Source organism: Bacteroides sp. AF29-11 (assembly GCF_003602895.1).
Classification (GTDB): Bacteria; Bacteroidota; Bacteroidia; order Bacteroidales; family Bacteroidaceae; genus Bacteroides; species Bacteroides uniformis.
Genome location: NZ_QTLY01000003.1, coordinates 234,676 through 253,809, shown reverse-complemented (window position 1 = coordinate 253,809; position 19,134 = coordinate 234,676). Strand labels below are relative to the sequence as shown.

The window sequence follows — 19,134 nt, the reverse complement described above, 5'->3', positions numbered from 1 at the left end:
ATGAGAAATTATCAAATAATGAGATACCTGCTGATAGTCTGTTGGATTATCTGTAATATGTCGTCCGGGTGGGCGGTAGGGGGTGGTTCCGCCTATACGCAAAGACCGGACGATCCGGAAGCATTCTACTTTACCCCGGAGAATTACGGCTTCAAGGCTGATGGAAAGTCCGACGTGACCGATGCGCTTCAAGAGGCAATCAATCAGGTGAAGCGCGAAAAGAATTTTGGGATACTGTTTCTGCCGGAAGGAAATTATCGCATTAGCAAGACGATTCAAATTCCCTCATCCATTCGGCTGATTGGTTATGGGAAGAAACGGCCGGTGATTTATTTGGGAGCCGATACACCCGGTTTCCAGACTACTCAAAATTATATGATATGGTTTACGGGAGGGCTGGCACAAGAGGGCAGGAAGCCTTCGGATGCTGGTGCAGGTACTTTCTATAGTGCGGTGTCCAATGTGGATTTCCGTATAGACAAAGGTAATCCTCAAGCCGTCGCCATTCGTGCGCATTTTGCCCAGCATGGATTTATCAATCATTGCGACATTCGGATTGGTTCGGGAAAAGCCGGCATGTATGATGTTGGCAATGAACTGGAAGACGTTAGGTTCTATGGCGGTGAATATGGGATAATTTCTTCCAGGACTTCTCCGGGATGGCCTATGATGATGGTCGATACTTACTTTGAGGGGCAGAGAAAGGCGGCTGTCTATTCAAAAGAGGTGGGGTTTGCCATCGTCAATATGCATGTGAAGAATACGCCCGTTGCCTTTGAAATGGCAGAGAATCTGGCAGACCGCCTTCATGTGGAGAATTCGTTGTGGGAGAATATTTCGGAAGCCGGTGTCAGGGTAAGCGTAGAGGGAAATACTTTTTCGCAATTGAATCTGGTGAATGTGGATTGCAGGAATGTTCCCGTACTGGTGGATTATGCTCAAAGTGGAAAGAAAGTTGCCGGAAAAGCAAAAATGTACAGAGTCAAGGAGTTTACTTACGGTCTGGTGTATCAGGATTTGAATGATGCTTCTTCTTTCAGGGAAATATGTGAAATAGAGCCGGTGGCAAAACTGCCAGTTACACTTGGCAAGGACCTTCCGGTTCTTCCGGCAATGGAGACATGGGTCAATATCCGAGACTTAGGGGCAAAAGGTGATGGTGAGACTGATGATACGGAAGTTTTTGAGAAAGCTGTCTCTTTGCATAAAAACATCTATGTGCCCCAGGGTTGGTATCGCCTGACGAGAACGTTGAAGCTGTCTCCCGGTACTAAGCTGATTGGGCTGCATCCTTTTGGGACTCAATTTCTGTTGAAGGAAAGCGAGCCTGCATTCAGTGGTTTCGGCGTGCCTGTGCCTTTGGTTGAATCTTCCGAAGGCGGCGACGACGTACTGAATGGTATAGGTATTAATACCGGTGCGTATAATTACCGTGCTGTCGGCTGTAAATGGATGGCGGGTGAGCGTTCGTACTTGAATGATATGAAGTTTGTAGGCGGGCACGGCACCTTGCGCAAACCGGCTCCGAATGCTTCCAGACAGTCGTCTTACCGCAGGGGCGAGCGTCGAATTAGTTCTCCGTCTTCTCCGGTCATGGAGACCGGTAAGGATATGGCTTGGGACAACCAGTATTGGAGTTTGTGGATTACAAACAATGGCGGCGGGACAATTAAGGATGTTTGGACAGCTAGTACGTATGCTGCCAGTGGGCTTTATATTAGCGAAACGAAGACTCCGGGACGTATTTATGCCATGTCTTTGGAGCATCATGTCCGTACTGAAGCCCGTTTCCATAATGTGGCCAACTGGAAAATTTATGCTTTCCAGTTTGAGGAAGAAGGTCGTGAAGGGCCTGATTGTTATATGGCAGAAATGTCCAACTGTCAAAATATCGAAATGGTAAATGTGTGGATGTATCGCGTAATCCGTGCCTTTATGCCGAAGAGGATAGGTTTCCGCATATGGGATTGCAAGAATATCACTTTCCGTAATATGCACAATTATACGCAGATATTGCCAGTCATAGAGTTTCCTATATATGATATGAATAAGAAGTTGCCCGTTTATTCGTGGGACTTTGCCCGTCTCACTGTTTCGGGTAGCGAGAAGAGCCTTCGCCCTTCCTGCACGGTCATGGACAAGCCAGTGAAGCTGGCTACCGGTTTTGAACTAGCCTCCGGAGCTACTACCGACAGTAAAGGAAATATCTACTTCTGTGAAAACCGTCTGAAGAAAATCTATAAATGGTCGGCAGACACGGAGCAGATTACTTTGATAGCCGATTATCCCTGGAAGCCTTTTACATTGACTACTGATACGCAAGACAATCTGCTGGTTATTTTCCGCTATGACCCTCAGCCGGGTTATCTGGTGAACGGCAAGCAGGAAACGGTAGTGCGCTTGCCGGATGATAATCCGATGTACAGTGGTTGGGGTAACAGTGGCTGGAGTGCTTGGGGGTATTCTTTTAATCCGGATAACGTGGATGCTACGATGAAGCCTATGCCACGTGTCGTTACAGCCGGTATGAAGAATATACAGAAAGTCATTCACCCTTCCAGTCGTTGGAGAGGTGACTTTGACAAGGTGGTTGCCAGTATGCCTGAGTATAGTTTTGTCGCTCCGGATGGCGTGACAATTATTCCGGATACCTATGATTTGGGACGTTCTTGTGCTTTGACTGTTACAGTTCCCGGTCAGTCAGAACCGGTTTATATTGTAAATGAGATGAATAAAACGACAGTACAACTTTCCGTTGGTGGGGATGGCCGTTTGACAGAACAAGGAATAATATGTCCTTATGGCCAATACAGTAATGTGACTGATGCTGACGGGAATGTTTATGTTGCTGATGGTGAAATATTTGTCTATGACAAATCTGGTAAAGAGCAGAGACGTATTCAGATAGAAGAACGCCCGATTTCCTTGGCAATTGGTGGAAGGCAGAAGGATATGCTTTTTGTTACCACCTCAAGTTCTTTCTATGGAATTAAGATACGTTAGGTATTGTATAGGTAAAAAAGAATTAGCCCCTGCGGTCGTTTTATATCGCAGGGGCTAATTTATTATAAGAAGGTCTCTTTTCCTTATAGGCTGATTGTTTGGAATATTATTTTTCCAGCAGCTCTTTCAGAAAAGAATCCAGTTCCTCATCCAATCCTTTCAGTAGCTCTTCATTGACCAATAGAGTATCATCATCCATCAGCAACAGTTCTGCTATTGTTTCTCTATCATCATCCACCAGTACAAAAGAGAATGGTTTCAGAATAGTCAGCTTGTCGAACTTTCCTTCATTTTTCATGTTGCAGAGCAGTGAGGACAAGATACGCTCTACATTTTCGTAGAAATCATCCCCCTCGTATGTCATCCATTCTTCAATGGAAGTATTGGCAAGCTCTTTATCTTCATCATCAAAGATAGACAGTTCGCCCGAATTCTGATTCGGTTGCAGATGAATGTCTGTAACGATAGTCTGTTCGCAACCGCAGGTGTATTTGCCGATTGCTTTTTTAAGAGTGTCCTCCAAGAGTGCTAATGACGATTGACTGAGCTTCATAATAACTTTCTTTTCTTAATGGTTGTTCAAAGGTATAAAAAAAACGGTTATCTCTGCATCATTTGACTAAAAATCATCATCAAATCTGTTCATTTGCATGTTCAGGCGTGCCATTCCCTCTTTTCGTTTCTCCAATTCGTCTACATACATGCTGATAAAGATGTAATAGGAGATGGTTCCATCATGTATTTCGCCTGTCTCTTTTTTGTCTGTCTTGCTTTTCTCACGGGCAAGGGTTTGCGCTTTTAATGCCCATTCCAAGGCAGTATCTATGCTGTCTTGCATTTCGTAGCCCAAAGCGGTGTTATAGGCTGCATACATTTTCTGTTTTCCTTTTTTTGTTTCGTAGGTCTGCTTCCAGAGCTCTACTGCTTTACTCCAATTTTCTTCTTTGGCATATACGGCTGCGTCACGCATATTTACAGAACCACCACTGAAGAGATAGCGGTTACCAGTTTTCCAATAGGGGAGTAGATGTCTTACCGGAACCGTTCCTGCAAATTCAGATGCTTGCTTCACCATGTCTTCTTCGCTGATGAGGCGGGAACGTACTGACGCTTCACCATTTCCTGCCTCTTCCCAGAAAATACTGTCATTGCTGTTGACGGTTACCATAGGACCTTTGCGGTTAGGCAAATATATTCTGACGGTAGGATATACCTTTACGTCCACTGTGCCGAGGAACGCACCCCAGTCGGGCATATAACTTATCTTGCGATTGGAACGCATTTGTATGTTTTCCAGGGCTATCAGGAAATCTACGTCCAAATTCTGTGTAAGTTCCAGTACTTCATCCCTCGATAATGTGCTTTCGCGGGGATTGATGTCTTTACTCCGGAGGGCAGAGTCGCATATCACAACCTCTTCAAAGTAGTTTTCGTTGGCAAGGGCCTCTGCAAGAGATTCGGTTGTTATTGCGGCGTCTCCATTGTAGTAGTTGGTGAGGCGTGCCACCTCATTCTCGCTTTTTTTCTGTTCTTCCTCACTGATGATGAGTTTGTTGTCCGGTACGTTTGGCATGTTGTTGACAACAGCCACACGTTTCAATGTTGCCGGGAAACTGACTTCTGCCGGCAGCATGTAATCAATGGACAGTTGTTCTACACTCTGACAGCTGCCTAACAGCAGAGAACCCATCAATAACAGACAATAGTGATATTTGGTCATAGTCTTTGGTTTTGTTCTTTGGAGCAAAAGTACTCTTTTAGCTGAATATTCAAAAGCTGGAACGAATAAAAAATGTGATAATGTGGTAGGAGAAAAAGTGATAGGGTGATAAAAGATACCTGACGGTATCATCTTATCACCCTATCGCCTTATCATTTTATAGCTTTGCTTTATGCATTCCTTCCGTGGCAGTTTTTGTATTTCTTACCGCTTCCGCAAGGACAAGGATCATTGCGTCCTACGGTCTTCTCGGCACGGATAGGTTCGCGTCTTGGTTGTTCACGTGTATCTTGTGCCGCAGCGGCCTGCTGGTTCGGGTCATTCAAATCAACCTTCTGTTCGCGATACTTGCTCATATCCTGGCGTTGTTCCGGAGCAGCCTGGCGCACCTCTACTTGGCGGGGAGCCTGGGGAGCCTCAGGGGCTTCAGCCGGAGCCTCTTGTACCGGGATTTGTCCACGCATTAAGATAGAGATAGTCTGATTATTAATCTTATTCACCATGGCATCAAACAAGTTCACAGATTCCAGCTTGTAAATCAGTAGCGGGTCTTTCTGCTCGTAACTTGCATTCTGCACGGAGTGTTTCAGCTCGTCCAGCTCGCGCAGGTTTTCTTTCCATGCTTCGTCGATGACGTGCAGCAAGATGGATTTCTCGAATGACTTCACCACCTCCTTACATTCTGTCTCATAAGCTCTCTTCAGGTTGCAGGAGATGTTGTACATACGTTTTCCGTCTGTGATGGGGATAAGTATGTTTTCGTACATGTGTCCCTGCGTTTCGTATACTTGTTTGATGACCGGATAGGCTATCTGTGCCATACGTTCTGTCTTGCGTTTGAAGAGTTCCATGGCAGCGTCAAAAGTTCTGTCTGCCAGTTTTTCTTTCTTCTCATTACGGAATTCCTCTTCGGTGAAAGGTACTTCCATGGCAAGTGTCTGGAGCACATCCATCTTGCAGTTTTCGTAGTCGGGCGCTTCAATGGCATTGGCACAACGGTCCCAAATCATGTTCACGATATCCATGCCGATACGTTCGCCCATCAAAGCGTGGCGGCGTTTGGTGTAGACTACTGTACGTTGCTTGTTCATCACGTCGTCATATTCCAACAGACGCTTACGGATGCCGAAGTTGTTTTCCTCAACTTTCTTTTGCGCACGTTCAATGGATTTGGAAATCATGCTGTGTTCAATCATTTCACCTTCTTTGAAACCCAGTTTGTCCATTACACTGGCAATGCGGTCACTGGAGAACAAACGCATCAGGTCATCTTCCAAAGATACGAAGAATACAGAAGAACCCGGGTCGCCTTGACGTCCTGCACGACCACGTAACTGACGGTCCACACGGCGTGATTCGTGGCGTTCTGTACCGATGATGGCAAGACCGCCTGCAGCTTTCACTTCCGGACTCAGCTTGATGTCGGTACCACGGCCGGCCATATTGGTAGCGATGGTTACAGCACATTTCAAACCGGCAGTAGCCACAATATCCGCTTCCTTCTGATGCAGTTTGGCATTCAATACACTATGTTCAATCTTACGCATGGTAAGCATTTTGCTCAACATTTCAGAGATTTCAACAGAAGTGGTACCCACCAGTACGGGGCGTCCTGCTGCCACCATTTTTTCTATCTCTTCGATGACTGCTTTATATTTTTCACGTTTTGTCTTGTAAACGCGGTCATTCATGTCATTACGGGCAATGGGGCGGTTAGTCGGAATAACCACTACATCCAGTTTGTAGATGTCCCACAACTCGCCGGCTTCTGTTTCTGCCGTACCGGTCATACCGGATAGTTTGTGGTACATACGGAAATAGTTCTGTAATGTAATGGTGGCAAAAGTCTGGGTGGCAGCTTCTACTTTCACGCCTTCTTTGGCTTCGATGGCTTGGTGCAAACCGTCAGAATAACGACGTCCTTCCATGATACGTCCCGTCTGCTCATCCACAATCTTCACTTGGCCGTCAATTACCACATATTCGTCATCTTTCTCGAACATGGTGTATGCCTTCAACAGTTGGTTGATGGTATGCACACGTTCGCTTTTGATGGCATAGTTGGTCATCAGGGCATCCTTCTTTTCAAGGCGCTGTTCGTCTGTCAGCTCTGTTTCGTTTTCCAAGGCAGAGAGTTGCGCTGTGATATCGGGGAGTACGAAGAAAGTGGGGTCCTCTACATTGCTACTAATCAAGTCTACGCCCTTGTCCGTCAAATCCACGCTGTTCATTTTCTCTTCGATAACGAAGTACAGCGGGTCAGTCACCTCGTGCATGCGCTTGTTGTTCTGCTCCATGTAGATTTCTTCGGTCTTCAGCATACCGGCCTTGATGCCTTGTTCGCTGAGGAACTTGATGAGTGCCTTGTTCTTGGGCAGGCACTTGTGACTGCGGTACAAAGCGAGGAAGCCTTCTTCCTGGTCTTTCTTATCGTTTGATGCAATCAGGCGCTTGGCATCGGCCAGGTATTGGGTAGCCAGTTTTTTCTGAGCTTCTACCAGACGTTCCACTTGCGGGCGGAGCTGTTCGAAGAGTTGGTCATCGCCTTTGGGAACCGGTCCGGAGATAATCAGCGGAGTACGGGCATCATCAATCAATACTGAGTCCACCTCATCGACAATGGCATAATTATGTTGGCGTTGTACCAGGTCTTTGGGGCTGATAGCCATGTTGTCACGCAGGTAGTCGAAACCGAATTCATTGTTTGTACCGAACGTGATATCTGCCAGATAAGCTTTGCGACGGGCATCAGAGTTGGGCTGGTGCTTGTCGATGCAATCTACACTCAAACCGTGGAACATGTAAAGAGGACCCATCCATTCGGAGTCACGTTTTGCCAGATAGTCGTTCACTGTTACCACGTGCACGCCGTTACCAGTCAGGGCATTGAGGAATACCGGTAGGGTAGCTACCAATGTCTTACCTTCACCGGTTGCCATTTCGGCAATCTTACCTTTATGTAGAACCACACCACCGAATAGCTGTACATCATAATGTACCATGTTCCATACAGTATCGTTACCACCTGCTATCCAATGGTTCTGGTAGATGGCTTTATCGCCTTCGATGCGTACAAAGTCTTTAGTGGCAGCCAGTTGGCGGTCAAAATCGGTAGCTGTAACCACTATTTCTTCATTTTCAGAGAATCGTTTGGCTGTTTCCTTTACAATAGAGAAAGCGGTGGGTAATACTTCGTCCAGCGCTTTTTCATAAATCTCCAATATCTCTTTCTCGATTTTGTCGATTTGGTTGAAGAGGTCTTCGCGTTTTTCCAGTTCGGTATCTTCAACGCTGGCTTTCAGTTCTTCCACTTTGGCGCGTTGTTCGGCTGCCGAATCGTGGATGTAGGCTTTCAGTTCTTCTGTCTTGGCGCGTAGGGCGTCGTTGTCGAGTTTGGCTACTTCCGGGTAAGCGGCTTTGATTTTCTCCACCCACGGTTGTATTTCTTTCATGTCGCGTGTGGATTTGTTGCCGAAAATCGAGCTTAAAAATTCATTAAATCCCATTATATATTTGTTTTTATTATTATTGCTGAGTTAGTTGAGCGTGCAAAGTTACTGATTTCTATACAGATTATCCAGATTTGCACAGATTATTTTAGAATCAAAAGTCAAGGGGAGATGCTGTACTTGCATTAGGGGCGCGGATGCGCATTACACTTGCCAAGGTAGGGGCAATGCGGTCAATACTGATGGGGGTACGGATGGTTTCAGCCTTCATTCCTCCTCCCAATAAAATGAGGGGAGCAGGAATATCGGCCGTACGTACTACACGGTTATCAGTACTATTTTCCTGCATGATAGTCCAGCCCGGGAGTATTTCAATGAGCAAATCGCCAGAGCGCTTGCGATGAAAACTATTGCGTATACGTTCTATTTGCGGTGACCAGGGGCCCAAAAGCAGGCGATGAGCTGAATATACTTCGCTCACGCCACTAAACTGAACCAGAAATTCGGCAGATTTTTCTTGAATTTCAGTCAGGCTCAACTGCTTGTTCTCAATAAGTTTATGGTTGAGATAGATTTGTTGGTCATAATAAGCTTCCACATATTGTCCCTCGCCATAGGATGCCATGAGGTACATGTTTAGCAGGGCGGCACAGCGGTTCAGGTAGAATTCACCACCCGGTATCCGGTATACGCCCGGGTCGGCTGCTTCCGGGTCGGCATAGCCGGTGGAAGTGATGCAGAAAAGTACGTTGTGGAGCCCAACTTTACGTTCTATGAGCTCTAATAAGGAAGCTATACTACGGTCCAGTCGCACGTAGGTGTCTTGCATTTCCATGGCACATTCCTGCGTACTTCGGTGGTTATAATTTCCTGCGTAGTAAGTCAGCGATAATAGGTCGGGCACGTCATCTTGTCCGATAGTGCTCTTATTCAGCAGCTCTTCGGTCAGCAGGTTGACTTCCTCATTGATGAAAGGGCTGGTTATCAAGCGGCGGAACTTGTTTGTCCGTTCACCATCCAGCTTGTATTTGAATGGCTCGTTGCGCCATTCGGGCAGAAATGTATAGTTGGTAAAAGGAAGTGCAGGTGTCCATACCATATCCTTGATACGGTAGTCAGGAGATTTCCGGTCGTTGTATTGGCTCAGCCACCACGGAAATTCATTATAATAAGTCGTACTGCACCATTTTCCGGTATTGTTATTAAGCCAGAAAGCACCGTTCCCCGCGTGCCCGGCACCCAATATGGCGGCATCGCGGAACGGCGCGATGGCATAGACCAGACCTTTGTTGCGGGTAGCTATTTTCAGCTCGTCGGCAATAGTAGAGGTCAGTAATTGGGAGGGGGAAGTGCTTTCGTCGGTATAGTTGCCCATGAAGTTGGGGTCTTCTACACAGTTTATGGGGCGTAGTGTACCTGCATCCAGCCACTGCTCTGCAATGATGCCGTTCATGGACGGTGTTGTCCCGGTATAGATGGCGGCAATGGCCGAGGCTCGGTCCGTTCCGCAAAAAGGAAATTCTGCTTGACGGAATACTTTACCTTCACGCAGTAAGCGCTTAAACCCCTTTTCTCCGTATAAGGACGAAAATGCTTCCATATAGTCTGTACGCAACTGGTCAATGGTCAATGTTACCACCAGCTTTGGGGAGGCAGGCAGCGGTTGGGCTTGCAGACCACTGAATGTAAGTGCGAGTATGGAAGTTATCAGTCCTTTTTTCATTACTTTCGTTTGTATGTTAGAATGAGGTTGCTTGCAGAACGTATCAGCAAACACAGTGCCAAAGGTAATACTGCTGGCGGAATTCTCTGCGGAATTATTGTCCAAAGCCCTATAAAAAGTGTTAAAACTACAAAATCAACCAGCATATAGCGGCTTATTTCCCTTTTTCGTACCCTGGATAGCATGAATGGAAGGCAGAAAAGGTGAAATGGATGGAATACAAATAATATATAATTGGGACTTACTGCCGGATGCTGTGAGAATAGTGCTAAAAATGCCAGTATACATCCAGCCATTCCGGCAACCAAGAAGAGTATGAGGTCTATGCCCCAAAGAGTTTTCCCTCTTCGTATGCCGTAAATGCTGATGCCTGCTACAAGTATCAGTAATAGCGAAGCCGACTGCATCGGTGTGATGCCTCTGCTGACGAAGTCGGCTGGTGTTTTACCCGTTACTACGATTTTTTCTTCTTTGGCAACCAGTGGCCGTGCTTGTCCTTCTTTGTCCACAATCTGCGCTTTATTGAAATACTCCTGCATGTAGAAGGGGACGAACATTGCCAGCCGCCGGTTGATGGGTTCGTCTGCTTTGCTGCCCATGCATAGGTCCATGCCGAAACGTGACCACAAATGGCCTTCACTGTATTTATGCAGCAAATCCCTGAAAGAGATTCCCGTACTGTTAGCAGTCATATTGTCAGCGTATTGCAGAGTGCCGTTGATGGCACGCTCTATCTGGTCCCGCGGGCGGGTGGCACAATTGTCGTAGAAAAAATTGTAGCGGTATACTCGGTTTTCAGGGCGGTAGTTCTCTGTCAATAGTGCTATCAGGCGTTCTTTTTCCTCTTCTGTTAGATTTAACGTTTGTTGCCAGACATCGCGTCCCAGATAGTTGTATTCGGCGGCGAAATGCTCATAATCGGTTACTCCAAGTTGATAATCCGTTTCTCCCAAGGCAAAACGGAAGATGAAGTTAGGGGCGTTGAAGTTGAACATGCCGTAATTGAAGACGGCGTCAATGCCACGTGTATAGTTCTCGTACCGTATGGCAGTGTGTCCGAATAGGGAATAAATCTCTCCTCCTGCAGCGCAAGTCAGTAGGCTGACGCGTACGGAGTCTGTTGCAGCAGTCTTTTGCTGTTGTGTCACCTGGGCATTTGCTGAAGGCAAACAGAAGAAAAAGATTACTATATATATATGTATAAGTAGGCTTCGTTTCATGCTGCAAACTTACGGAAAAAACTAATATTATCCCAATTTGTGATTAGGAACTAAAGCGGTTATTCGCGTTATTCCGGTCATCTGTGTCCGAAGAATCTTTTTTAATTATGAACTTGATACAATTCTTAATTCGCATTATTGGTTGTTTTGAATCAACTGTCGAGTACGAGTGGTAGGTATTTTCTATTTACAAACGATACGGGTGCAAGAAATAGTGGTATATTGAACCTGATTCAGTCGTATACTGAATGCCATTCAATCGTATACTGAATAGGGCTCAGTCGTATACTGAATGTAGCGCATTTAGTTGTATTGATAATCAGGTGGTTGTGGTATGATGTTGCGGCTTTAATAAATCTCAACAGAATGTAAAAGTGGCATTGTGGTTGTTTGGTGTGGATGTGAATAAGAATTCTTGTGCAGTTGTTCTTCTAATAAAGAGATGGTTTCTGCTGAATTTCAATATTAATGTTATATCTTTGCGCCGCTAAATTTATGCAATACGGTGAATCTCATTATTGATATAGGAAATACAATCGCCAAGATGGCGGTGTTTGATGGTGGACGTATCGTGGAGGTGGTGTATGACTCCAATCTGACGTTGGAACGGTTGCCTGAAGTATGCCGTACATATACGATTGAAAAAGCGATAGTGGCTACTGTCATTGATTTGAGTAGAGAGGTGTTGTCGCAACTGGAAGATATGGCTGTCCCCATTCTGTGGCTCAATGAAAAGACTTCTCTTCCGGTAGAAAACCTCTATGAAACTCCCCGGACGCTGGGGTATGATCGTATGGCGGCGGTGGTAGGAGCCAATGAGCAATTTCCTGGCAGGGATATACTGGTGATTGATGCCGGTACCTGTATCACTTATGAGTTTGTTGATGCTGCTGCCCGCTATCATGGCGGGAATATCTCTCCCGGCTTGCAGATGCGTTTCAAGGCGCTTCATCAGTTTACCGGACGGCTTCCAATGGTGGCTCTTGAGGGGCGGATGGTGCCCATGGGGAAGGATACCGATACAGCTATCCGTGCCGGAGTACTGAAGGGTATTGAATATGAAATTTCAGGTTACGTTACGGCTATGAAGCATAAATATCCTGAACTTTTGGTTTTTTTAACGGGCGGGGATGATTTTTCTTTTGATACAAACTTAAAAAGTATCATCTTTGCAGACAGATTTTTAGTGTTGAAAGGATTAAATAGAATTTTAAACTATAATAATGACAGGCTATAGACAAACACTGTTAGTGCTCTTGCTCACGATATTATCAGGAGCGGCAGTCGCTCAAAATAATACAAATTCTCCCTATACACGATATGGATATGGACAGTTATCTGAACAAGGCTCAAGTAACAGCAGGGCGATGGGTGGTATTGCCTATGGTTTACGAGACAAGTATCAGACAAACTTCGCTAATCCAGCATCCTATACGGCGGTAGATTCGCTGACTTTTATCTTTGATGGAGCAGTCTCTTTACAGAATACAAACCTCAGTAACGGTACTCTGAAACGAAATGCCAAGAATTCCAGTTTTGATTACATCACGATGCAGTTTCGTGCAAGTAAATGGGCTGCCATAAGCTTGGGATTGTTGCCTTATTCGAATGTGGGATACAGCATGGGAGAGTACCGGGAAGATACGGAATTCCCAGACAAATCTACGACGGTAAGCTATTCGGGAGAAGGAGGTCTGCATCAGCTTTATTTAGGTGCGGGCTTTAAAATAATTAAAAATCTTTCTGTCGGTGCGAATTTTTCGTATCTTTGGGGAGATATAACAAGAACCGCTGCGGAAACCTTTCCGTCCAGTTCAAGTGTATTTCCTATTACAATACAGTCTAATGTGGCTGTAAAGAGTTATAAGTTGGATTTTGGAGCGCAGTACACCCATCAGTTTGGGAAAAAGCATGTTGCAACGTTGGGAGTCGTCTTTTCTCCGGGGCATGATTTGAGTAACGATGCGTACGAAGTTACGCAGACTGGTGATAGCAATACGGGAGCTACTTCGGCAACGAGGGATACTATTGTTACTTGCGGCATTCCGACAACATTTGGCGCAGGTGTGACGTACGTGTACGACAATCGTCTGACGGTAGGAGCGGATGTGATGTTCCAGAATTGGAGCAAAGTGAGCTATATGAACAATGACGAGGCGTTTTGCGACCGTGGAAGAATATCCGTTGGTGCAGAGTATCTGCCGAATCCTATGGGAAGAAGTTATTTGTCTCATGTGAAGTATCGTTTGGGAGCTTATTATTCCAAACCTTATTATAAGATAGACGGTGTACGTGCCGCTGATGAATATGGTGTTACTGCCGGTTTTGGATTACCCATACCGAGAACCCGTTCTGTATTGAGCCTTTCTGCGCAATACGTGCGAACCAAAGGAACCCAAGCAGCGTTCTTGAACGAAAATACATTGCGCATTTGTATCGGAGTAACCTTTAACGAACGTTGGTTCTTCAAGCGTAAAGTGGATTAATGGAAATTGAATAGACAAAAATATAACAACTAAAATTTAAATACAATGAAAATTAAGACGCTTGTGGCTGTCTTGCTCCTTTCGGGTGGAGTGACCAGCACTTTCGCACAGACTGAAAATTGTAATTCGAACAGTAGTATCTCTCATGAAGCAGTGAGAGCTGGTAACTTTAAGGATGCATACGCTCCTTGTATGGCTGTATTGAAGGATTGTCCTACACTGCGGTATTACACATTTACAGATGCTCAGAAGATTTTAGTGGGTTTCTTGAGTCAGATTAAGGATAGAAATTCTGCTGATTACAAGAAGTATTTTGATGAGTTGATGGATGTATATGATTTGAGAATGAAGTACATTCCTGAATTCATTGGTAAGGGAATGAAGGGCGTGCCGAGTGTGGCTGATGCCTTGGGTGCCAAAGCTGTGGATTATCTTCAGTTCGCTCCTGCTCCGGACCTTAATACGGCTTATAATTGGCTGAAAGAATCTGTTCATGCTGAAAAGGGTGGTTCCAAAGGTGCGGTGTTGCACTATTTCCTGGATACTTCCATGCAGAAGGTAAAGGCTGATGATAATCATACCGACCAGTTCTTCCAGGATTATATTGATGCTTCCAAGTATGCAGATGACGCACTTGCTGCTGAAACCAAGGAAGCTAAGAAGGCTAACTTGCAAGCTATCAAGGATAACCTCGTGGCCATGTTCATTCAGAGTGGTGTAGCTGATTGTGAATCTTTGCAGAATATCTATGGTCCTAAGGTGGAAGCAAGCAAGACTGACTCCGCTTTCTTGAAGAAGGCATTGAACATCCTGAAATTGATGAAGTGCAACGAAAGCGAAGTTTACTTCAAGGCATCTGAGTACATGTATCAGATTGACCCGACTGCCGATGCAGCTGTAGGTGTAGCATACATGTACTATAAGAAAGGTGACTATGACAATGCCGTGAAGTATTTTGATGAAGCATTGGCTAAAGAAACAGATAATGACAAGAAGGCTGAAATGGCATACGCTACTGCCGCAGCCTTGATGCAGGCCAAGAAACTCTCTCAGGCAAGAAGCTACTGCCAAAAGGCTATGAGCTTTAAGGAGAACTATGGAGAGCCTTATATTTTACTGGCACAGCTTTACGGCTCCAATCCTAACTGGACCGATGAGCCTGCTCTGAATAAGTGTACTTACTTTGTAGTAATTGACAAGCTGCAGAGAGCTAAAGCTGTAGATCCTTCAGTTACAGAACGTGCTAACGAATTGATTAGTACTTATTCCCGCCACACTCCCCAGGCTAAAGACCTCTTTATGTTGGGTTACAAAGCTGGTGACCGTATCACTATCGGTGGATGGATAGGTGAATCTACAACTATCAGATAAAATCATGTTGCTACAACCCATCAACATTGTTTATCATAAAAATGCGAGCATAACCATTGTCCTTGGGGCAATGGTTATGCTTCTTTTATTTTCTTCGTGTTCCGGGAAGAAGAAGGAGCTGGGAGATGCCATTACCGAGCGTGACTCTATGGCAGTGATGGATACCCGCGGGGTGACTACACTGGTTTCTGATTCCGGTGTAACGCGTTACCGTATCAATACGGAAGAGTGGCTGGTCTTTGACCGGAAGAATCCTCCTTACTGGGCTTTTGAAAAGGGGGTCTATTTGGAGAAGTTCGACTCTATCTTCCAAGTGGAGGCAAGTATCAAGGCTGATACAGCCTACTTCTTTAATAAGGAGGAGTTGTGGAAACTGATGGGGAATGTGCATATACAGAATTTGAAAGGTGAGCAGTTTGATACAGAGCTGCTGTATTGGGACCAGCGGGCACAAAGAATTTATTCGGATGAGTTTATCCGTATCGAGCAGCCTGACCGTATCATTACGGGACATGGCTTTGAATCCAATCAGCAGATGACTGTTTACACGATTCGCAAGCCGGAGGGTATCTTCTATGTTGACGAGGAGACTGCCGCAGCAGACAGCTTGCAGACTGATACCATAAATTGATAAAATGGATACCGTTATTTTTTTATTGATAACCATGGCTTTCTCTGCTTTCTTTTCAGGAATGGAGATTGCCTTTGTTTCCGTAGATAAACTGCGCTTTGAGATGGAAAGGAAGTCAGGCGTCACTTCCGGTATCATTTCCTATTTCCTTCGCAACCCGAATAACTTCATCTCGACCATGCTGGTGGGTAATAACATCGCGCTTGTCATTTATGGTATCTTGATGGCACAAATCATAGAGGTGAATCTTCTTGCCGGAATTATTTCCAATCATTTTGTAATGGTGTTGGTGCAGACTGTAATTTCCACTCTTATTATTTTGGTAACCGGTGAGTTCTTGCCGAAGACTTTGTTTAAAATCAATCCCAATCTGATGCTGAGGGTATGTGCCATTCCTTTATTCATATGTTATGTCATTCTGTTTCCTGTTTCAAAGTTTGCATCGGGATTGTCGTATCTGTTCCTTCGGATATTTGGGATGAAAGTAAACAAGGAGGCGTCGGCCAAGGCTTTTGGCAAAGTGGATTTGGATTACTTCATCCAGTCGAGCATAGAGAATGCGGAAAGTGAAGAAGAACTGGATGCAGAGGTAAAGATATTCCAAAATGCGCTTGACTTTTCGAATATAAAGATACGCGACTGTATTGTACCGCGTACAGAGGTGGTAGCTGTAGATCTGACCACTACATTGGAAGAATTGAAATGTCTTTTTGTGGAGTCGGGTATTTCCAAAATCATAGTATATGATGGAAATATAGATAATGTGGTGGGATATATTCACTCGTCGGAGATGTTCAGGAATCCGGTGGACTGGAGGAATAACGTGAAGGAAGTGCCTATTGTACCCGAAACGATGTCGGCCCACAAACTGATGAAACTGTTCATGCAACAGAAAAAAACGATTGCTGTAGTGGTGGACGAATTCGGTGGTACGGCGGGTATCGTCTCTTTAGAGGATTTGGTGGAAGAAATTTTTGGCGATATTGAGGATGAGCATGATAACACATCCTATGTGTGTAAGCAGTTGGGTGAACGTGAATATGTGCTTTCGGCCCGTCTGGAAATAGAAAAGGTAAATGAGACTTTCGGGCTCGACCTGCCGGAATCGGATGATTATCTGACAGTGGGCGGTCTGATTTTGAACCGTTATCAAAGTTTCCCGAAACTGCATGAAGTGATTGAAGTGGATAATTATCAGTTTAAAATAATCAAGGTAACAGCCACTAAAATTGAGTTGGTAAGACTGAAAGTCATTGAATAATTTCATTTAGGCGTAATTTTTTAAAGAATAAATGGATGCGTATTAGCATTTTTTGTATCTTCGTGCGCTAAAATGAACATGTTAGGAAAATAATAATAAACAAATAAATCATATTAACTAAAATGGCAACATTACAAAACATTCGGTCTAAAGGACCTTTATTGGTGATTGTTATTGGTTTGGCGCTGTTTGCTTTCATCGCAGGTGACGCGTGGAAAGTGCTTCAGCCACACCAGTCACAAGACGTAGGTGAAGTGAACGGGGAATCAATTTCCGCTCAGGATTTTCAAGCATTGGTAGAAGAATATACAGAAGTCATCAAGTTCTCCAGTGGCAACAGTGCATTGAGCGATGAGCAGACAAACCAAATCAAAGATGAAGTATGGAGAACATACGTCAATAATAAGCTGATTGAAAAGGAAGCAAAGAAACTCGGTCTGGTTGTATCGAAGGCTGAGATTCAGGCTATCATTAATGCCGGTGTGCATCCGATGCTGCAACAGACTCCGTTCCGTAATCCTCAGACCGGTGCGTTTGATAAGGATATGTTGAAGAAGTTCTTGGTGGACTATTCAAAAATGAATAAGGCACAGATGCCTTCACAATATGCAGAATACTATGAATCCATGTACAAGTTCTGGTCTTTCCTCGAAAAGTCCCTTATCCAGGCACGTCTTCAGGAGAAGTATCAAGCTTTGATTACAAAATCCCTTTTCTCCAACCCGGTAGAAGCTCAGGACGCTTTTGATGCAAGAGTAGAGCAGTCAGACCTGCTGCTTGCTGCAGTTCCCTATTCTTCTATCGTTGACTCTACCATCGTTATCAAGGATTCTGATTTGAAGGCTGCATACGACAAGAAGAAAGAACAGTTCAAGCAATATGTGGAAACTCGCAATATCAAGTTCATTGATGTGCAAGTTACTGCAAGTGCAGAAGACAGAGCTGCTCTCCAGAAGGAAATGGAAGAATACACTGAACAACTTACTGCCAATCCTTCTGACTATACTACCTTTATCCGTTCTACCGGTTCCGAAGCTCCTTATACAGACTTGTTCTACACTACTAAGTCTCTGCCTGCTGATGTGACAGCCCGTTTGGACTCTGTTGCGGTGGGTGGTGTATTCGGACCTTATTATAACGTATCGGACAATACTCTTAACTCTTTCAAGAAATTGGCTACTGCTGCTATGCCGGACTCTATCGAGTTCCGTCAGATTCAGGTAGTTGCCGAAGATGCTGAAAAGACGAAGACTTTAGCCGACAGCATCTACAATGCTATTAAGGGTGGTGCCAGCTTTGCTGAAATTGCGAAGAAGTACGGTCAGACCGGTGAGCCTACCTGGATCTCTTCAGCTAACTACGAAGGCGCACAGATTGACGGTGACAACTTGAAATATATTACTGCTGTCACTACTTTGGGACAGAACGAACTGACCAATCTGGCGTTGGGACAAGCAAATGTCATTTTGCAGGTAACCAACAAGAAGGCTGTCAAGGATAAATATAAGGTAGCCGTTATCAAGCGTCCGGTAGAATTCAGTAAGGAAACTTACAGCAAGGCATACAATGAATTCAGCCAGTTTATCGCTGCAAACAATACTTTAGAGAAAATGATTGCCAATGCGGAAGATGCCGGTTATAAGTTGTTGGATAGAGCCGACTTGTACAGCTCTGAACATGGTATCGGTGGTATCAGAGGTACCAAAGATGCTTTGAAATGGGCGTTTGAGGCAAAGGCCGGTGAAGTTTCCGGTTTGTACGAATGTGGCGAGAGCGACCGTATGCTGGTAGTAGGTGTTGCAAGTATTGTTCCTGAAGGTTATCGCCCACTGGCTTTGGTAAAGGACCAGTTGAGAGCTGAAATTCTCCGTGATAAGAAAGCAGAGAAGATTATGGCTGATATGAAGGCTGCCAATGCAACTTCGTTCGAGCAGTACAAGAATATGGCAAATGCTGTTAGTGATTCTGTAAAGCACGTTACTTTCTCTGCTCCTGCCTATATCCCGGCATTGCGTAGCAGCGAACCTCTGGTAGGCGCATACGCTTCTATTGCCGAAGTGAACAAGCTGAGTGCTCCTATCAAGGGTAATGGTGGTGTATTCGTTCTGCAACCTTATGCAAAAGAGAAACTGAACGAAACATTCAACAAGGAAACTGAAGAGGCTAACTTGGCTAACATGCACGCACGCATGGCAAGCCAGTTCATCAGTGACTTGTATCTGAAAGCCAACGTAAAAGACCAACGTTATTTATTCTTCTAAGAATAAAAA

Annotated in this window: 12 protein-coding genes; 7 read left to right on the top strand and 5 right to left on the bottom strand. The window is 44.9% G+C overall.

Annotated elements, in window-relative coordinates; translation table 11 throughout:
- Positions 1-3,003: a glycosyl hydrolase family 28-related protein gene (locus DWZ03_RS06545; RefSeq protein ID WP_120129309.1), complete on the top strand. Its 3,003-nt coding sequence runs from the start codon at positions 1-3 to the stop codon at positions 3,001-3,003.
- A 106-nt stretch (positions 3,004-3,109) separates the two neighbouring features.
- Here the strand turns inward: DWZ03_RS06545 and DWZ03_RS06540 are convergent, their stop codons facing one another.
- The 5 genes from DWZ03_RS06540 to DWZ03_RS06520 form a co-directional block, all read right to left on the bottom strand.
- A complete protein-coding gene (locus DWZ03_RS06540) occupies positions 3,110-3,556 on the bottom strand; it encodes a hypothetical protein (protein WP_044467706.1) in 447 nt (148 codons plus the stop codon).
- A 66-nt stretch (positions 3,557-3,622) separates the two neighbouring features.
- Entirely contained in the window at positions 3,623-4,723 is a 1,101-nt protein-coding gene (locus DWZ03_RS06535) for a DUF6340 family protein (protein WP_044467707.1), read from the bottom strand.
- Between the two features lie 170 nt (positions 4,724-4,893).
- Positions 4,894-8,229 (bottom strand): preprotein translocase subunit SecA, encoded by a 3,336-nt coding sequence (gene secA, locus DWZ03_RS06530; RefSeq protein WP_057089744.1) that lies wholly within the window; start codon positions 8,227-8,229, stop codon positions 4,894-4,896.
- Positions 8,230-8,326: 97 nt separating this feature from the next.
- On the bottom strand, positions 8,327-9,895 hold the full coding sequence (locus DWZ03_RS06525; RefSeq protein ID WP_005831961.1) for an alkaline phosphatase family protein: 1,569 nt from the start codon (positions 9,893-9,895) through the stop codon (positions 8,327-8,329).
- A complete protein-coding gene (locus DWZ03_RS06520; RefSeq protein WP_044468557.1) occupies positions 9,895-11,115 on the bottom strand; it encodes a DUF4105 domain-containing protein in 1,221 nt (406 codons plus the stop codon). The genes DWZ03_RS06525 and DWZ03_RS06520 overlap by 1 nt, the downstream gene beginning before the upstream one ends.
- A gap of 505 nt (positions 11,116-11,620) precedes the next feature.
- Here DWZ03_RS06520 and DWZ03_RS06515 point away from each other — a divergent pair.
- The 6 genes from DWZ03_RS06515 to DWZ03_RS06490 all read left to right on the top strand — a co-directional run bounded on the left by DWZ03_RS06515 (position 11,621) and on the right by DWZ03_RS06490 (position 19,125).
- Positions 11,621-12,352: a type III pantothenate kinase gene (locus DWZ03_RS06515; protein WP_044468995.1), complete on the top strand. Its 732-nt coding sequence runs from the start codon at positions 11,621-11,623 to the stop codon at positions 12,350-12,352.
- Entirely contained in the window at positions 12,339-13,601 is a 1,263-nt protein-coding gene (locus DWZ03_RS06510; RefSeq protein ID WP_057089747.1) for a hypothetical protein, read from the top strand. Before DWZ03_RS06515 ends, DWZ03_RS06510 begins: the two co-directional genes overlap by 14 nt.
- Before the next feature lie 45 nt (positions 13,602-13,646).
- On the top strand, positions 13,647-14,972 hold the full coding sequence (locus tag DWZ03_RS06505; protein WP_005831953.1) for a tetratricopeptide repeat protein: 1,326 nt from the start codon (positions 13,647-13,649) through the stop codon (positions 14,970-14,972).
- A 4-nt stretch (positions 14,973-14,976) separates the two neighbouring features.
- Complete coding sequence (lptC, locus tag DWZ03_RS06500) at positions 14,977-15,603, top strand: LPS export ABC transporter periplasmic protein LptC (RefSeq protein ID WP_005831952.1); 627 nt, start codon at positions 14,977-14,979, stop codon at positions 15,601-15,603.
- A gap of 4 nt (positions 15,604-15,607) precedes the next feature.
- Entirely contained in the window at positions 15,608-16,864 is a 1,257-nt protein-coding gene (locus DWZ03_RS06495) for a hemolysin family protein (RefSeq protein WP_005831951.1), read from the top strand.
- 122 nt (positions 16,865-16,986) lie between these two features.
- Positions 16,987-19,125, top strand: a complete 2,139-nt coding sequence (locus DWZ03_RS06490) for a SurA N-terminal domain-containing protein (RefSeq protein ID WP_016272890.1) — start codon at positions 16,987-16,989, stop codon at positions 19,123-19,125.
- Positions 19,126-19,134: the final 9 nt, after the last annotated feature.

Coding starts and splice junctions, on each gene's coding strand:
- DWZ03_RS06495 (WP_005831951.1), top strand. CDS start 15,608: ATGGATACCGTTATTTTTTTATTGATAACCATGGCTTTCTCTGCTTTC.
- DWZ03_RS06535 (WP_044467707.1), bottom strand. CDS start 4,723: ATGACCAAATATCACTATTGTCTGTTATTGATGGGTTCTCTGCTGTTA.
- DWZ03_RS06540 (WP_044467706.1), bottom strand. CDS start 3,556: ATGAAGCTCAGTCAATCGTCATTAGCACTCTTGGAGGACACTCTTAAA.
- DWZ03_RS06510 (WP_057089747.1), top strand. CDS start 12,339: ATGACAGGCTATAGACAAACACTGTTAGTGCTCTTGCTCACGATATTA.
- DWZ03_RS06520 (WP_044468557.1), bottom strand. CDS start 11,115: ATGAAACGAAGCCTACTTATACATATATATATAGTAATCTTTTTCTTC.
- DWZ03_RS06545 (WP_120129309.1), top strand. CDS start 1: ATGAGAAATTATCAAATAATGAGATACCTGCTGATAGTCTGTTGGATT.
- secA (WP_057089744.1), bottom strand. CDS start 8,229: ATGGGATTTAATGAATTTTTAAGCTCGATTTTCGGCAACAAATCCACA.
- DWZ03_RS06490 (WP_016272890.1), top strand. CDS start 16,987: ATGGCAACATTACAAAACATTCGGTCTAAAGGACCTTTATTGGTGATT.
- lptC (WP_005831952.1), top strand. CDS start 14,977: ATGTTGCTACAACCCATCAACATTGTTTATCATAAAAATGCGAGCATA.
- DWZ03_RS06505 (WP_005831953.1), top strand. CDS start 13,647: ATGAAAATTAAGACGCTTGTGGCTGTCTTGCTCCTTTCGGGTGGAGTG.
- DWZ03_RS06525 (WP_005831961.1), bottom strand. CDS start 9,895: ATGAAAAAAGGACTGATAACTTCCATACTCGCACTTACATTCAGTGGT.